Origin of the sequence: Azospirillum brasilense (assembly GCF_001315015.1) — a bacterium.
GTDB lineage: Bacteria > Pseudomonadota > Alphaproteobacteria > Azospirillales > Azospirillaceae > Azospirillum > Azospirillum brasilense.
The window spans coordinates 167551-182070 of record NZ_CP012917.1 but is presented as its reverse complement, the minus strand read 5'-3'; the positions used below and the strand labels follow the sequence as shown (position 1 = coordinate 182070).

General features: G+C 69.1%; 13 protein-coding genes and 1 pseudogene. 9 read left to right on the top strand and 5 right to left on the bottom strand.

What is annotated here, in order from left to right:
• The first annotated feature begins 38 nt into the window (after window positions 1-38).
• Genes AMK58_RS25710 through xsc form a run of 5 tightly spaced genes read left to right on the top strand, consistent with a single transcriptional unit; the run spans window position 39 to window position 6977 of the window.
• A complete protein-coding gene (locus AMK58_RS25710; protein ID WP_079285681.1) occupies window positions 39-3035 on the top strand; it encodes a molybdopterin oxidoreductase family protein in 2997 nt (998 codons plus the stop codon).
• Window positions 3032-3787: a 4Fe-4S dicluster domain-containing protein gene (locus AMK58_RS25705; RefSeq protein ID WP_059399626.1), complete on the top strand. Its 756-nt coding sequence runs from the start codon at window positions 3032-3034 to the stop codon at window positions 3785-3787. Before AMK58_RS25710 ends, AMK58_RS25705 begins: the two co-directional genes overlap by 4 nt.
• A 13-nt stretch (window positions 3788-3800) precedes the next feature.
• Window positions 3801-4745, top strand: coding sequence for a dimethyl sulfoxide reductase anchor subunit family protein (locus tag AMK58_RS25700; protein WP_035683071.1), 945 nt, complete (start codon window positions 3801-3803; stop codon window positions 4743-4745).
• Window positions 4746-4785: 40 nt separating this feature from the next.
• The gene (locus tag AMK58_RS25695; RefSeq protein WP_035683073.1) at window positions 4786-5154 is read left to right on the top strand and encodes a hypothetical protein; all 369 of its coding nucleotides are present in this window, start codon (window positions 4786-4788) and stop codon (window positions 5152-5154) included.
• Window positions 5155-5201: 47 nt separating this feature from the next.
• Window positions 5202-6977, top strand: coding sequence for a sulfoacetaldehyde acetyltransferase (gene xsc, locus AMK58_RS25690; RefSeq protein ID WP_035683075.1), 1776 nt, complete (start codon window positions 5202-5204; stop codon window positions 6975-6977).
• Window positions 6978-7330: 353 nt separating this feature from the next.
• Here xsc and AMK58_RS25685 read toward each other — a convergent pair whose 3' ends face one another.
• Window positions 7331-8188 carry a ParB/RepB/Spo0J family partition protein gene (locus AMK58_RS25685; protein ID WP_035683077.1) on the bottom strand — a complete coding sequence of 286 codons (858 nt, stop codon included), beginning with the start codon at window positions 8186-8188 and terminating at the stop codon, window positions 7331-7333.
• Window positions 8178-9200, bottom strand: coding sequence for an AAA family ATPase (locus tag AMK58_RS25680; RefSeq protein ID WP_035683079.1), 1023 nt, complete (start codon window positions 9198-9200; stop codon window positions 8178-8180). Before AMK58_RS25680 ends, AMK58_RS25685 begins: the two co-directional genes overlap by 11 nt.
• 179 nt (window positions 9201-9379) lie before the next feature.
• Between AMK58_RS25680 and AMK58_RS25675 the strand changes: the two genes are divergently transcribed.
• Entirely contained in the window at window positions 9380-9604 is a 225-nt protein-coding gene (locus AMK58_RS25675; protein ID WP_014200230.1) for a hypothetical protein, read from the top strand.
• Between the two features lie 444 nt (window positions 9605-10048).
• The gene (locus AMK58_RS25670; RefSeq protein WP_035683081.1) at window positions 10049-11149 is read left to right on the top strand and encodes a lipid II:glycine glycyltransferase FemX; all 1101 of its coding nucleotides are present in this window, start codon (window positions 10049-10051) and stop codon (window positions 11147-11149) included.
• Between the two features lie 87 nt (window positions 11150-11236).
• Here AMK58_RS25670 and AMK58_RS25665 read toward each other — a convergent pair whose 3' ends face one another.
• Both AMK58_RS25665 and AMK58_RS25660 read right to left on the bottom strand, forming a co-directional pair.
• Window positions 11237-11434: a hypothetical protein gene (locus AMK58_RS25665; protein ID WP_035683083.1), complete on the bottom strand. Its 198-nt coding sequence runs from the start codon at window positions 11432-11434 to the stop codon at window positions 11237-11239.
• A 97-nt stretch (window positions 11435-11531) separates the two neighbouring features.
• On the bottom strand, window positions 11532-12185 hold the full coding sequence (locus tag AMK58_RS25660) for an HAD family hydrolase (RefSeq protein ID WP_035683085.1): 654 nt from the start codon (window positions 12183-12185) through the stop codon (window positions 11532-11534).
• Between the two features lie 263 nt (window positions 12186-12448).
• On the opposite strand from AMK58_RS25660, the gene AMK58_RS25655 reads away from it, so the two are divergent.
• Both AMK58_RS25655 and AMK58_RS25650 read left to right on the top strand, forming a co-directional pair.
• Window positions 12449-12979 (top strand): hypothetical protein, encoded by a 531-nt coding sequence (locus tag AMK58_RS25655; protein WP_059399625.1) that lies wholly within the window; start codon window positions 12449-12451, stop codon window positions 12977-12979.
• 159 nt (window positions 12980-13138) lie between these two features.
• Window positions 13139-13345, top strand: a pseudogene (locus AMK58_RS25650) (Ada metal-binding domain-containing protein); the annotation flags it as partial.
• Window positions 13346-13361: 16 nt separating this feature from the next.
• Here the strand turns inward: AMK58_RS25650 and AMK58_RS25645 are convergent.
• Entirely contained in the window at window positions 13362-14405 is a 1044-nt protein-coding gene (locus tag AMK58_RS25645; RefSeq protein WP_035683096.1) for a YeiH family protein, read from the bottom strand.
• Window positions 14406-14520: the final 115 nt, after the last annotated feature.

The window sequence follows — 14520 nt, the reverse complement described above, 5'->3', positions numbered from 1 at the left end:
GAGAACGGGGGAGGCATTCCGGAAGGGAACGGAACAGGATGGCGAAGATCGACGACGTCGGCGGCCAGCGCGCGCGCGGGTTCGCCTTCACCCAGGGCTTCCAGCGAAGGAGCGGGCCGGCGGCGCCCGAGGACGCGCGCGGCTGGCTCGACCGCTACCAGTCGCCGCGCGAGGACATCGACCCCTCGCCGACCGTCTCCGACACGGTCAAATACACCACCTGCTACATGTGCGCCTGCCGCTGCGGCATCAAAGTGCACATCAAGGACGGCCAGCTCCGCTTCATCGAGGGGAACAAGGACCATCCGGTGAACCACGGCGTGATCTGCGCCAAGGGGTCCGCCGGCATCATGACCCAGAACTCCCCGGCCAAGCTGCGCAAGCCCCTGCTGCGCACCGGGGAGCGCGGCACCGGCGAATTCCGCGAGATCGAGTGGGACGAGGCGCTGACCATCCTGACCGAGCGTCTCGGCAAGATCCGCGACAACGACCCCAGCAAGCTCGCCTTCTTCACCGGGCGCGACCAGAGCCAGTCGCTGACCGGATTCTGGGCGGCGCAGTTCGGCACGCCCAACTTCGCGGCGCATGGCGGCTTCTGCTCGGTCAACATGGCGGCGGCGGGCATGTACACGCTGGGCGGCAGCTTCTGGGAGTTCGGGGAGCCGGACTGGGACCACACCCGCTACCTGCTGCTGTTCGGCGTGGCCGAGGACCATGACAGCAACCCGATCAAGATCGGCCTGTCGAAGATGAAGGCGCGCGGCGCCAAGATCGTCTCCGTCAACCCGATCAAGACCGGCTATTCCGCCATCGCCGACGAATGGGTCGGCATCCGTCCGGGCAGCGACGGTCTGTTCGTCTTCGCCCTGATCCACGAGCTTCTGCGCGCCGACCGCATCGACGCCGAGTATCTGGTCCGTTACACCAACGCCCCCTGGCTGGTCATCCAGGACCCCGGCGCCCCCGACGACGGCCTGTTCGCCCGCGACGCCGACGGCGCCCCGCTGGCCTGGGACGCGGTGGAGCAGCGCGCCGTTCCGGCCACCGCCGCCGATATCCGCCCGGCGCTGGTCGGCGCCGTCACCCTGCCGGACGGGCGGCGGGCCGTGCCCTCCTTCCATCTGCTGGCCGAGCGCTACCTCGACCCGCAGCACGCCCCGGAGGCGGTGGCCGAACGCTGCGGTGTTCCCGCCGACACCATCCGCCGCATTGCCGCCGAGATGGCCCACCTCGCCTTCCAGGAGACGCTGACCATCGAGCAGCCCTGGACCGACTGGGCCGGGCGGCGCCACGAGCGGATGGTCGGGCGACCCATCGCCATGCACGCCATGCGCGGCATCTCCGCCCATTCCAACGGCTTCCACACCTGCCGGGCCATCCACATCCTGCAGGTCCTGCTGGGCACCATCGACGTGCCGGGCGGCTGGCGCTACAAGTCGCCCTACCCCCGCCCCGCCCCGCCCGGCCCCAAACCCGCCGGCAAGCGCGGCGAGACCGGCCCTGGCAAGGCCATCCACGGGATGCCGCTCGGCTACCCGATGGGGCCGGAGGACCTGCTGGTCGGCGAGGACGGGCAGCCGCTGCGCATCGACAAGGCCTTCAGCTGGGACGCGCCGCTGTCGGTGCACGGGCTGATGCACATGGTGGTCGCCAACGCCTGGGAGGGCGACCCGTACCGCGTCGACACGCTGTTCATGTACATGGCCAACATGGCCTGGAACTCGTCGATGAACACGTCCGAGACGATGCGGATGCTGTCCGACAAGGACCCCGACACCGGCGAGTACCGCATCCCCTTCATCGTCTATTGCGATGCCTATGCGTCGGAGATGGTGGCCTACGCCGACCTCGTGCTGGCCGACACCACCTATCTGGAGCGGTGGGACTGCATCTCCCTGCTCGACCGCCCGATCGGCAGCGCGCACGGCCCCGGCGATTCCATCCGCCAGCCGGTGCTGACCCCCGACCGCGACGTGCGGCCCTTCCAGGACGTGCTGATCGAGCTGGGCGCGCGGCTCGGCCTGCCCGCCTTCGTCCGGGAGGACGGCAGCCCGCGCTACCCCGGTGGCTACCCCGACTACATGACCAACCACGAGCGCAAACCCGGCATCGGCCCGCTGGCCGGTTGGCGCGGCGCCGACGGCAAAGCAGCCGGCAAGGGCGCGCCCAACCCGGACCAGCTCGACCGCTACGTCCGCAACGGCTGCTTCTGGCATTTCGAGCTGCCGCCGGAGCAGCATTATTTCAAGCACGCCAACCAAGCCTATCTGGAGACCGCCACCCGCATGGGCTTCCTCGACAAGCCGGAGCCGGTGATCCTCCAGCTCTACGTCGAGCCGCTCCAGAAATTCCGCCTCGCCGCGCGCGGGCACGGCGCGGTGGTGCCGCCCGCCGACAAGCGGCAGCGGGTGGAGACCTACTTCGACCCCCTGCCCTTCTGGTACCCGCCGCTGGAGGAGGAGGGGCTGGACGAGGGCGCCTTCCCGCTGCACGCCGTCACCCAGCGCCCGATGCCCATGTACCATTCCTGGGGATCGCAGAACGCTTGGCTGCGGCAGATCCTGGCGCGCAACAGCCTCTACATCGCGCGCTCCACCGCGGAGGCGCTCGGCCTCGCCGACGGCGACTGGGCCTGGGTGACCAGCCCGACCGGGCGCATCCGGGTGCCGGTCCAATTGATGGATGGCGTGGAGGCCGGGACGGTGTGGACCTGGAATGCCATCGGCAAGCGCTCCGGCGCCTGGAACCTGTCCACCGACGCTCCGGAGGGGACCAAGGGCTTCTTGCTCAACCACCTGATTTCGGAACTGCTGCCGGAGCGCAACGGCTACCGCCATTCCAACGCCGACCCGGTGACCGGACAGGCCGCCTGGTACGACCTGCGCGTCCGCGTCGAGAAGGCGCCACCGAAGGAGCGGGCCGAGACGATGCCGCGCTTCCCCGCCCAGGCCATGCCGCCGGGCGTCGAACCGCCGCCGGCCATCCTGCGCACCGGTGCCGCCTTCCGGTCCGCGTCTCGGGGGGTCCGGTCATGACGAGCCTTCCCAACCGCGAGCCCGGCGCCCCTCGGCTGGGGCTGGTCATCGACCTCGACACCTGCGTCGGCTGCCACGCCTGCGCGGTGGCCTGCAAACAGTGGAACGACGGCGGCCACATGGCGCCGCTGACCGATTACGACGCCTACGGCGCCGGCCCGGACGGGGTGTGGTTCAACCGCATCCACAGCTTCGAAGCGGGAACCGGGGAGAGCGGCTGCGGGTCGCGCACCACCAACTTCCCGCGCTCCTGCCTCCATTGCGAACAGCCGGCCTGCGTGACCGTCTGCCCGACCGGCGCCTCCTACAAGCGGGCCGAGGACGGCATCGTGCTGGTCAACGAGGATTTGTGCATCGGCTGCAAGCTGTGCTCCTGGGCCTGCCCCTACGGCGCGCGGGAGTTCGACCAGGACGTCGGCGTGATGAAGAAATGCACGCTGTGCATCGACCGCATCCACAACGAGACGCTGGCGGAATCGGAGCGGGTGCCGGCCTGCGTCATGGTCTGCCCGACCTCGGCGCGTCATTTCGGCGACCTCGCCGACCCGGCCTCCGCCGTCTCGAAGCTGGTGGCGGAGCGCGGCGGCTACGACCTGATGCCGGAGCTGGGCTACGAGCCGACCAACAAGTATCTGCCGCCCCGGCCCCGCCCCACCCTGACGCTCGACGAGCGCGTCACCGGGGACAGCGCCAACGACGATTTGCCGCTCCACGGCCTGCTGAAATGGGCCGACCGCATCCTGGCGCGCTGAGGGAGGGAGTTCCATGCATCCGGCCTTCTCCATCATCTTCTTCACGAGCGCGGCGGGCGCCGGCTACGGCCTGCTCGCCCTGCTCGGCCTGCTGGCGCCCTTCGGCCTGCTACCGGCGAGCCCGCTGTTCAGCCTCGCCGCCCTCGCCCTCGCCCTGGGGCTGGTGGTCGCCGGGCTGCTCTCCTCGCTGGCCCATCTCGGCCGGCCGGAGCGGGCGTGGCGGGCGCTGTCGCAATGGCGCAGCTCCTGGCTGTCGCGCGAAGGCGTGGCCGCGGTCGCCACCTTCCTGCCGGCGGGCGTCTTCGCCATCGCCTGGTTCTTCCTGGGGGGCGGCGTGGCGGGCGTGGCCGGCTGGATCACCGCGGCGATGGCGGCGGTCACCGTCTACTGCACGGCGATGATCTACGCCTCGCTGAAGCCGATCCGTCAATGGGCCAACCCCTGGGTGCCCCGCACGTACTTGGCGCTGTCGCTGATGACCGGGGCGCTGCTGCTGAACGCGCTGCTGGGTGTGGCGGGACAGGCGGCGGGCTGGTCTTCCCTGCTGGCGCTGGCGTCGGTGGCGCTGGCCTGGGCGGCAAAGGAGGGGCATTGGCGGCACTGCGCCACCGCCCGTCCCATCAGCACGGCGGAGACGGCGACCGGGCTGGGCCACATCGGGCGGGTCCGCCTGCTCGACGCTCCGCACAGCGAGGACAACTACCTGCTCAAGGAAATGGGCTTCCGCGTCGGGCGCCGCCACGCTATCCGCCTGCGCCTCATCACCCGCCTCGCCGCCTTCGCCCTGCCGGCGGCGCTGAGCCTCGGCGCGCTGTTCGCCGGTCCCGGCGCCCTCTCCGGCACGCTGGCGCTGCTGGCCGCCGCCGCCGCCGCCCTGGGGGTGATCGCCGAGCGCTGGCTCTTCTTCGCGGAGGCGAAGCACACGGTGACCCTCTTCTACGGCGCCGGGGAAGCCTGATCTCGCCTCTTCAACCACCCACCACAGGAAAGGAACAGAGATGCCGCATGGCCATACCGATCACGGCTCCGCCCTGGCCTTCCTGATGACCCGCGCCAGGGCGATGGATGCCCGGAGCCTCTACATCTGCGGCTCCCCCTCCTGCCCCCGCGTGGGCTTCCGCTCCGGCTCCGGCGTCGTCTACGAGCCGCTGTCCGCCGGCCTCGCCGGACGCCTGATCGACCGCTTCGCGGTGGACAGCCACGGCCTGAGCCACGGGCTGCTCGTCTGGAGCGGCCGCCATTACCGCTGGTTCGCCATGCCGATGCCGGAAGGGGACGACGGCTACGCCCCCCTGATCGCCGTGCACCGGCCAGCCATCTGTCCCGGCCCCGGCGAGCGGGCCATGCCGCGCGTGATCGCCGGCTGACCGCTCCAACGCCCTACCCCCCAATCCATGCAACGAGGATGCGCACCATGAAAATGACCACCGAGGAAGCGTTCGTGAAGGTCCTTCAGATGCACGGCATCCGGCACGCCTTCGGGATCATCGGATCGGCCATGATGCCGGTCTCCGACCTGTTCCCCAAGGCCGGCATCCGGTTCTGGGACTGCGCGCACGAGACCAACGCCGCGCTGATCTGCGACGGCTACAGCCGCGTCACCGGCGAGATGGCCATGGCCATCGCCCAGAACGGCCCCGGCGTGACCGGCTTCATCACCTCCATCAAGACGGCCTACTGGAACCACACGCCGATGCTGCTGGTGACGCCGCAGGCCGCCAACAAGACCATCGGCCAGGGCGGTTTCCAGGAGGTCGAGCAGATGGCCATGTTCAAGGAGATGGTCTGCTACCAGGAGGAGGTGCGCGACCCCAGCCGCATGGCCGAGGTCCTGAACCGCGTCATCGAAAAGGCGTGGCGCGGCTGCGCCCCGGCGCAGATCAACGTGCCGCGCGACTTCTGGACCCAGGTGATCGACGTCGAGCTGCCGCAGATCGTCCGGCTGGAGCGCCCGGCGGGCGGGCGGCAGGCCATCGCCGAGGCGGCCCGCCTGCTGTCGGAGGCGAAATTCCCGGTCATCCTGAACGGCGCCGGGGTGGTGATCGGCGGGGCCATTCCGGACAGCATCGCGCTTGCGGAACGGCTGGACGCACCGGTCTGCTGCGGCTACCAGCACAACGACGCCTTTCCCGGCAGCCACCCGCTGTCGGTCGGGCCGCTCGGCTACAACGGGTCCAAGGCGGCGATGGAGCTGATCGCCAAGGCCGACGTCGTGCTGGCGCTCGGCACCCGGCTCAACCCCTTCTCCACCCTGCCCGGCTACGGCATCGACTATTGGCCGAAGGGCGCACAAATCATCCAGGTGGACATCAACCCCGACCGCATCGGCCTGACCAAGAAGGTGTCGGTCGGCATCTGCGGCGACGCCAAGCAGGTGGCCCAGCAGATCCTGGCGCAGCTCGCTCCCGGCGCCGGGGACACGGACCGGCTGGAGCGCCGCGCCTTGATCCACCAGACCAAGTCGGCGTGGCTTCAGCTCCTGTCCTCGCTCGACCACGAGGAGGACGATCCCGGAACGAGCTGGAACGCCGAGGCCCGCGAGCGCGAGTCCGACCGCATGTCGCCGCGTCAGGCGTGGCGGGCCATCCAGGCCGCCCTCCCCGCCGACGCCATCCTCTCCACGGACATCGGCAACAACTGCGCCATCGGCAACGCCTACCCCACCTTCGAGGAGGGGCGGAAGTATCTGGCGCCGGGCATGTTCGGCCCCTGCGGCTACGGCTTCCCGTCGATCGTCGGCGCGAAGATCGGCAGCCCGAACACACCGGTGGTCGGCTTCGCCGGTGACGGCGCCTTCGGCATCTCGATGAACGAGATGTCCTCCATCGGGCGCGAAGGATGGCCGGCGATCACCATGGTGATCTTCCGGAACTTCCAATGGGGGGCGGAGAAGCGCAACACGACGCTGTGGTACGACAACAACTTCGTCGGCACGGAGCTGAACCCCAAGCTCAGCTACGCCAAGGTGGCTGAGGGTTGCGGCCTGAAGGGCGTCACCGCGCGCACCCAGGACGAGGTGACCGCCGCCCTGCGCCAGGCCATCGAGGACCAGGGCCGCGGCATCACCACCTTCGTCGAGGTGATCCTGAACCAGGAGCTGGGCGAGCCGTTCCGCCGCGACGCCATGAAGAAGCCGGTGGCGATCGCCGGCATCGACCCGGCGGACATGCGCCCGCAGCAGGCCGTGTAAGCCGAGGCGCTGCGCCGCCGACGCGGTGCTTCCAGAATGGAAGAAGGGGGAGCCGGCCTGCACCGGCTCCCCCTTCTTCGTTGTGCAGGGAGTAAGAGTTTTGCCCCTCCCTAACCCTCCCCCGCTTCGCGGAAGGCCCCCTCTCCCGCGAAGCTCTCGCGCAAACCAAAGGTTTGCGCTGACGTGGCAGGCGGACCTTTGGTCCGCCGGGAGCAAGGGAGGGTTGGGGAGGGGGCAAAACTCTGCGAAAATGGCCCCCAATGGCGTTGCGCATTTCGACTTCGAAAGCTCTTATAAGTTGTATAGAAAGCCATTTTCTTGCAACCTAAAGACGCTTTCGAAATCGAAAGCGGTCACTCCCCCAGCAGATCGTCGATGCGCATCCGCAGATCCCGCAGCAATTCCCGATGCTCCTTCTGCATCGCGTTGCTGACCGCGTCGATGGCCTTCAGCTCCTTCTCGATGCGGTTGATCGAGCGGCCCAGCACGCGCATCGGTTCCGCCGTCCCCGGTGCCTTGGACGCCCGCGCCGCGCGCACCGACTGCACCGTCAGCCCGCCGGTGCGCGCCGACTGCCACAGCCGCCGCACCTCCCCTTCATCGCCGACGAAGGCCAGCTCGACCAGGGCCGAGCGGGACACCGCGTCAGGGTTCTCCCGGTACTCGCGGAGGATGTCGGTGGGCAGGTCCAGCACCTTCAGTCGCTTCGACACCTCGGCCTCCGAACAGCCGAGCACCGCGGCAACCTCCGCCTGAGCGTAGCCGTGGCTGTCGATGAGTTGGGTCAGGCCGCGGGCCAGATCGATGGCGTCCAGATCCACGCGCTGGACGTTCTCGATCAGCGCGATCTCCTCCGCCTTGCCCTTGGTGATGATGGCGGCGATGGTCGGACGGCCGAGCATCTGGTGGGCGCGCAGGCGGCGCTCGCCGGCCACGAGGCGGTAGACGCCCTTCTCCGCCGTCTCCTGCACCAGCACCGGCTGCTGGAGCCCGTGCCGCTCGATGGAGGCGGCCAGCGAGGCGAGCGCCGTCTCGTCGAAGACGGTGCGCGGCTGATTGGGGTCGGTGCGGATGGCAGCGACGTCGGCCTCGATCAGCCGGGGCAGAGCGCCGGTCAGCCCGAACAGCCGGTCGGTCTCCAGGGCGGGGGCGGTGTTCTTCGCTTGCAGCACCGTGGCGGCGGTCTGGCGGGTCAGCTTCTTAGGCGGCATCGGACGACTCCTGCACGCGTCCGGTGGCCTTCAGAAGGGCACCGGCGATGGCGGCGTAGCTTTCCACGCCCGGCGCACCGATGTCGGCGTCGAGCGTGATGACGTTGGCACCGGCGGCCTGCGCGTAGATCGTCGCGCGCGGCACCGGCGGGAAGACCCGGTAATCCTCGCCCCACAGCCGGCCGATGTCCTCCAGCGAAGAGCGATCCTGCGTCTGGCGGGGATTGAGCATGGTCGGCAGCACGCCCAGAATCCGCAGGTTCGGGTTCAGCCGCCGCTGGATCTTCGTCACCGTGTCCAGGAAGGCGTTCACGCCCAGAATGGCGTGCGGCTCCGCCTGGCAGGGGATCAGCACATAGTCCGCCGCGGTCAGCGCGTTGATGGTGACCGCCCCCAGGTTCGGCGCGCAGTCGATCAGAATGAAGTCGTACTCGCCCCGCACCGCGTCCAGCATCTCCGCCATGGCGGTCTGGGCGTTGGTCAGGTTGCCGGGAAGTTCCGTGTCGGCGCTGGCGAGCGCAATGCTCGACGGCACGACATCCAACCCTTCCACGCTGGTCGGGCGTATGACCTCGGCCAGCTTCGCCTTGCCCATCAATGCGTGGTAGAGCACCCTGCCCTGCTCGGTCAGCGCCACCACGTCGGTCTGCGGCACGCCGACATGGACCGTGGCGTTGCCCTGCGGATCGGCGTCCACCAGCAGCACGCGATTCCCGGACCGGGCCAGCATGAAGGCGACGTTGATCGAAGTCGCCGTCTTGGCCGTGCCGCCCTTTTGCAGGCCGACGGCAATGGTCGTGCCGGCGCGCGGCGTCGCGGTCGCCGGCTGCTCCAGGGACAGCAGCAGCAGACGGCCCAGCACGTCGCGGGGCAGGGGCTCGCGCCCCGTCTCCCACTTGCTGAGCCGCTGCTTGTCGTAGCGGCGGCCGGTCAGTTCGTTCACGAACGCGGCCATCTGCGTCTGGGTGAGGCCGCGCCTCTCGCGCAGCAGCTTCAAATCGTCGCCGGTCATTGCCCCCTCGTCGCCCCATTTTGCCGGAGTCGTCTCGGAAGCTATCAAGTCGTCCCAACCCCCGCAATGGGTGTCTACCGGAGATCCGGAGCAGCCGGCACTGGCGGAACATGGCCTCTCCGGTGCATAACTAAGGCATACGGGGCCGGAGGAGGCGCCGGGGCTGTGGGGTTGCGCGAATGGCGGCGAATTGGTCGGTGCGGCAACTGGTGTGTCAGGCGCATGGCTGCGAGTTGGCAGTGTCGTGGCGGACCGATGGACGCTGGACCTGGACCGTCTCGGTGGCCGGGGAGCGCATCGCCGTCGGGATCGCCCAATCGCAGGAAGGCGCCCAGGACGCCGCCGCCAACGCGGCGGAACGCCACGCCCGCGCCGATGGCATCATCCAACTGACGATGTTCTGAACGCCGAAGCACGGATTTCCGCTCAATCGGCGTCGAATTGGGCGTATTGCGCCGCAACATAACCGTCGATACGGGCGTAGCCCATACAATCCCCAGAAAAAGCGCTTAGCCACAGAGAATAATCCAGTGGGATTTTGCGCGAACCCATCAGGGTTTGTGTGATTTTCCCGTGCGTCTCCTATTGTTTGTGGACGATCGCAAAGACCGTAGGCCGCGCGTGAATTGTCTAAAACTTTCCGCGGAGTTCCGACCTTCGACGATGCGACGGCTCTGGCCTCCGGCCAGGGAAGCGGGACGGGCGAGGTTCCACGTTCGCCCCGATTGCGCCCATTCGACCAACCACGCGAGAGGCTCGACGTGACTTCGCTGGGGAAACGCCAGATTCACACCGACGCATTTGGGGGCGATTGCCTGGACGCTTCACCGGCTGTCGAAATCGACCGTATGGACCGCGGCGGCTGGTACACCGTCATGAACGGATTCGACGACGCCAACATCTTCCAGACCTGGGATTTTGGGCGCATCGCCCATCCCGGCCGCGACCTCAGCCACATCGTGCTGCGCCGGGACGGCCAGCCGATCGCCGCGGCGCAATTGCTGGTCCGCCGGGTGCCGGGCATCGGCGGCATCGCGCTGGTCATGTGGGGACCGCTGTGGCGCCCCAAGGGCCGCCCAGCCGATCCGGAAGCGTTCCTGGCCATCATGGAAGCGATGAAGGCCGAATACAGCGTCCGGCGCGGTCTGTTCCTGCGCGTCCTGCCGCGCGTCGAGGACGGGGCGGGGGAGGGCGCCCGCGCGCTGTCCGCCATGGAGGCGCTGGAGATGCGGCACAGCGACGCCAAGGCCCCCTACCGCACCTTCATCATGGACCTGACCCGCGACGAGGCGACGATCCACAAGGACCTGTCCCGCCACTGGCGGCGCGGCCTTGCCAAAGCCGAGGGGGCAGGGCTGGAGATCGTCGAGGGTTCCTCGCCGGAGATCCTCGACGCGATCGACGACCTGTTCATCCAGACGCAGCGCCGCAAGGGCTTCCGTGCCTTCGACAGCCGCACCCTGACCAAGGTCCACCGCGCCCTGCCCGACGGCATGAAGATGCACGCCGTGATGGCCTCCCACAACGGCGAGCCGGTGGCCGGCGTGGTGGTGTCGCTGCTCGGCGACACCGCGCTGATGCAGAACTCGGCCACCGCGGAGGCCGGACTGCCGCTGAATGCAGCCTTCCTCGTCCATTGGAAGGCGATGCAGTGGGTGAAGGCCAACGGCGGGAAGCGCTACGACCTGCACGGCGTCAACGCCCAGGCCAACCCCGGCGTCCACCTGTTCAAGCGCGGATTCGCCGGCAAGGGGGAGGAGGAGCGGGTCTTCATCGGTACCTTCGAAGCGCCCGGCCCGATGCTCAGCCGGCTTCTCGTCGAAGGCGGCCAGACGGTGCGCACGCTGGCCGCGACCTGCACCGCGCAGGCGAGCCAGATGATGGCGATGGCGATGAACAAGGGACCGGCCGAGCGCGCCGACGCGACCACCCCGTCCAACCCGGCGTAAGCCCCGAAAATACGAAACGCCCGGTCCATGGTCTGGACCGGGCGTCGCGTTTGCGCGTCAACGGCCGAGCATTGCTGCGGCTGAGCGTCACTGGGTGCGTGCGATCACCGGCACGCCGTCCAGATCCTTGGGAAGATCGTCGGGGATGCCCGACGCGAAATTGACCGCGATGGCGTAGTCGTCGGACAGCTTCGTGACTTCGGCGCGGGTCATACCGGGGTACCCGCTGAGGATCGCCAGATAACGGTCACGGGCGGCTTCGGCAGCCTCTTTCGGCACGGGCATACTGACCTCCCTTTCGTCATAGGATGCCATAATCATTTATGGATTGTTGGCCCCATAAACAATACCCCAATGCGACCGTTTCCCGCAAATCCCACGCTCAGAGTCGTTGGGCGAGCCCGTGCAGGTCGCCGACCACCGTCACGTCGGGCGGGAAAGGGTTCGGCAGCCCTTCCGACACCACGCCGACGAAGGCCATGCCGGCCTTGCGGGCCGCCTCCAGCTCGGTCAGGGAGTCGCCGATGGCGAGCGACCGCGCCGGGTCGTGCCCGCCCGCCGCGACGATGCGCGCGAAGACCTCCGCCTTCACGTTGGGGGAGCCGGTGATGCTGCGGAAATGCCGCTCCAGCCCCTTGGCGCGCACGGTTCCCATCAGCACCTCGTGCGGCGTGCCGGAAACGAGGTGGCAGGGCGTGCCGTCCAACCGGTCCAGCACCGTCTCCGCACCGGCGATCAGCGCGCAGTCGGGAACGCGCGGATCGACGATTTCGGCGTAGCGACGGGCCAGATCGTCGATCTCCGCCGGGCCGGGGTCGCGCCCGAACATCTCCCGCTCCAGGATCGCCAGCATCTTGAAGCGGCTGAGGCCGCCGTTGCGCCAGATCGTCTGGCGCATCCGCTCCTCCGTCTCCGCATCGTCGATGCCGTAGAGGATGGCGAAGCCGCCGTTCTTGGTGGGCACGGAGTCGATGATGACGCCGTCGAAATCGAAAATCACGACCTCCGGGTCCAGCCGGTCGGGTGTCTGAAGCATTGCGCCGTCTCGCATCGTTGTGGTGGCCCCGCACGGAACAGGGGCGGGTGCCGGAAAAGGCGTCGGGGGATCGTACAGGAAATCCCCCGTGCCTCAACGGTTTGGGCCGAAGAAAGAGCCTTTCGGAAAAGCTGTCTCACAGTGTGGCGCAGGCCACAGCGGGGGAGGGCGGCGGGGCGTAGTGTCTGGTCATCGGACAGGCCGGGCCCCGACGCAGACGGAACCGGCAGCCAACTCCCCCAGACACCGGAAGGAAACACACCATGCGCCGCACCACCCTGATCGCCACCGCCGCCGTCCTGCTCTGCTCCGCCGCCTCCTTTGGCCCGGCCTTCGCCGGCGACCTGATGACCGGCGGCATCCCGCTCGGCAACGCCAGCAACCTGGGGGTCATCTCCAACACCGCCGCGGGCATCCAGAACAAGGCGCAGCAGCAGGTGATGGGCGTCCAGGCAGGCGGCGGGCTGGCCGGGCCCTTCGGCACCGCCTCCAACCTGGGCAACGTCTCCAACCTCGCCGCCGGCGTCGGCAACACCGCCAAGCAGCAGGTCTTCGGCATGCAGGCGGGCGGCGGCGGTGTGAAGACGCCCTTCGCTCTGGGCGGCTTCAACAGCAACGCCGGCACCGTCAGCAACAGCGCGGTCGGCATCGGCAACACCGCCCAGCAGCAGGTCAAGGCCATGCAGTTCGGCGCGCCGGGCGCCCTGTTCAACCAGAACCTCGGCACCGTCTCCAACCTCGCCGCCGGCATCGGCAACAAGGCCCAGCAGCAGGTCACCGGCATCCAGAAGTAAGGCTCGCCCGCTTCGCATCCCTCCCTCCCCGAACCTCGCGGCCGGCAGACCTTTGCCGGCCGTCTTTTTTGCCAACCGTCTTTTTGCGTGGCGCAGGAAACGGGTGGCCCGGCTTCGCGGCATCCGCGACGATCACGGAAGCAGGATCGGGAGGGCATCATGGACGAGGACGCGATGTGGAGCGCGGTGGCGCGCCGGGACCGGGACGGTGACGGGCGCTTCGTCTACGCGGTGCGCACCACCGGCGTCTATTGCCGGCCGTCCTGTCCATCGCGACGGGCCAAGCGGGAAAACGTCGCGTTCCACCCCGACGCCGCGGCGGCGGAGGCGGCGGGCTTCCGCCCCTGCAAGCGCTGCCGCCCCAATACGCCGCCATCCACGCTCACATGATTCCCAGCAGCCGGATCAGCCCCAGCCCGATGACGCCGAGCGCCGCCAGCGACAGCACCACCGCCGCGGTGACGCGCAGACCCGCCCGCGACAGCATCCGCACATCCACCCCGAGCCCCAGCGCGGCCATCGACAGCACCGTCAAGACGCCCGCCGCGGTCTGGCTGGCTGCCAGGGCGGCGTGCGGGATCAGCCCCGCCGCCCGCAGCCCGGCCAGCGCCAGGAAGCCGAGGATGAACCAGGGCACCAGCCGGCGCAGCGGCACGCCGGCCGTCGCGCCTTTTTCTCCCCCTTCCGGCTTCGCCATCAGGGCCAGCGCCACCACCACCGGCCCCAGCATCAGCACGCGCAGCAGCTTCACCAAAGTCCCGACCTGGACGCTCAGGGCGCCGACCGGCGCCGTCGCCGCCAGGATCTGCGGCACCGCGTAGACGGTCAGCCCGGCGAACACGCCGTATTGCATGGGGGTGAGGCCGAGCAGCGGCACCAACAACGGCAGACCCAGCACCACCAGAACGCCGAGCACCGCCGTGAAGGCGATGGCCGCAGCCACGTCGTCGCCGTGCGCGCCGATCACCGGCGCCGTCGCCGCGATGGCCGAGTTGCCGCAGATCGAGTTGCCGCAGGCAACCAGCACCGCCATGCGCGGCGGCAATCCCAGCAGGCGCCCGATGCCGTAGCTGACCGCCAGGGCCAGGGCGACCACCCCGGCGATCCCCGCCACCAAGCCCGGTCCGGCACCCAGGATCGTTTCCGGGTCGATGGAGGCGCCCAGCAGCATCACCGCGACCTCCAGCAGCGTCTTGGCGCTGAAGTCCGTCCCCGCCTTCCAGCGCCGTCCCGGCGCCCAGACGCTGCGCAGGGCCACCCCGAGCAGGATTGCCAGGACCAGCGCCTCCAGCCAAGCCTGCCCGAAAACCCGCACTTCCAGGCTTTGCAGGGCCAGCGCCGCGCCGCTCACGCCGGAGCAGAGCAGAATCCCCGGCAGCAGGGCGCCCAGGGTCCGGTGGAGCGATGGAAGCAGTTCGTTCGGCATGGCGTCCTCGAATTCCGATGCCGGGAAGCTGCGCCCTCTGGACCGTTCGTTCCAACGGATTATAGTGGACGAATCGTTCGGCAAAACCGAACGTTCGAAGGGGCAGGGGGACCAG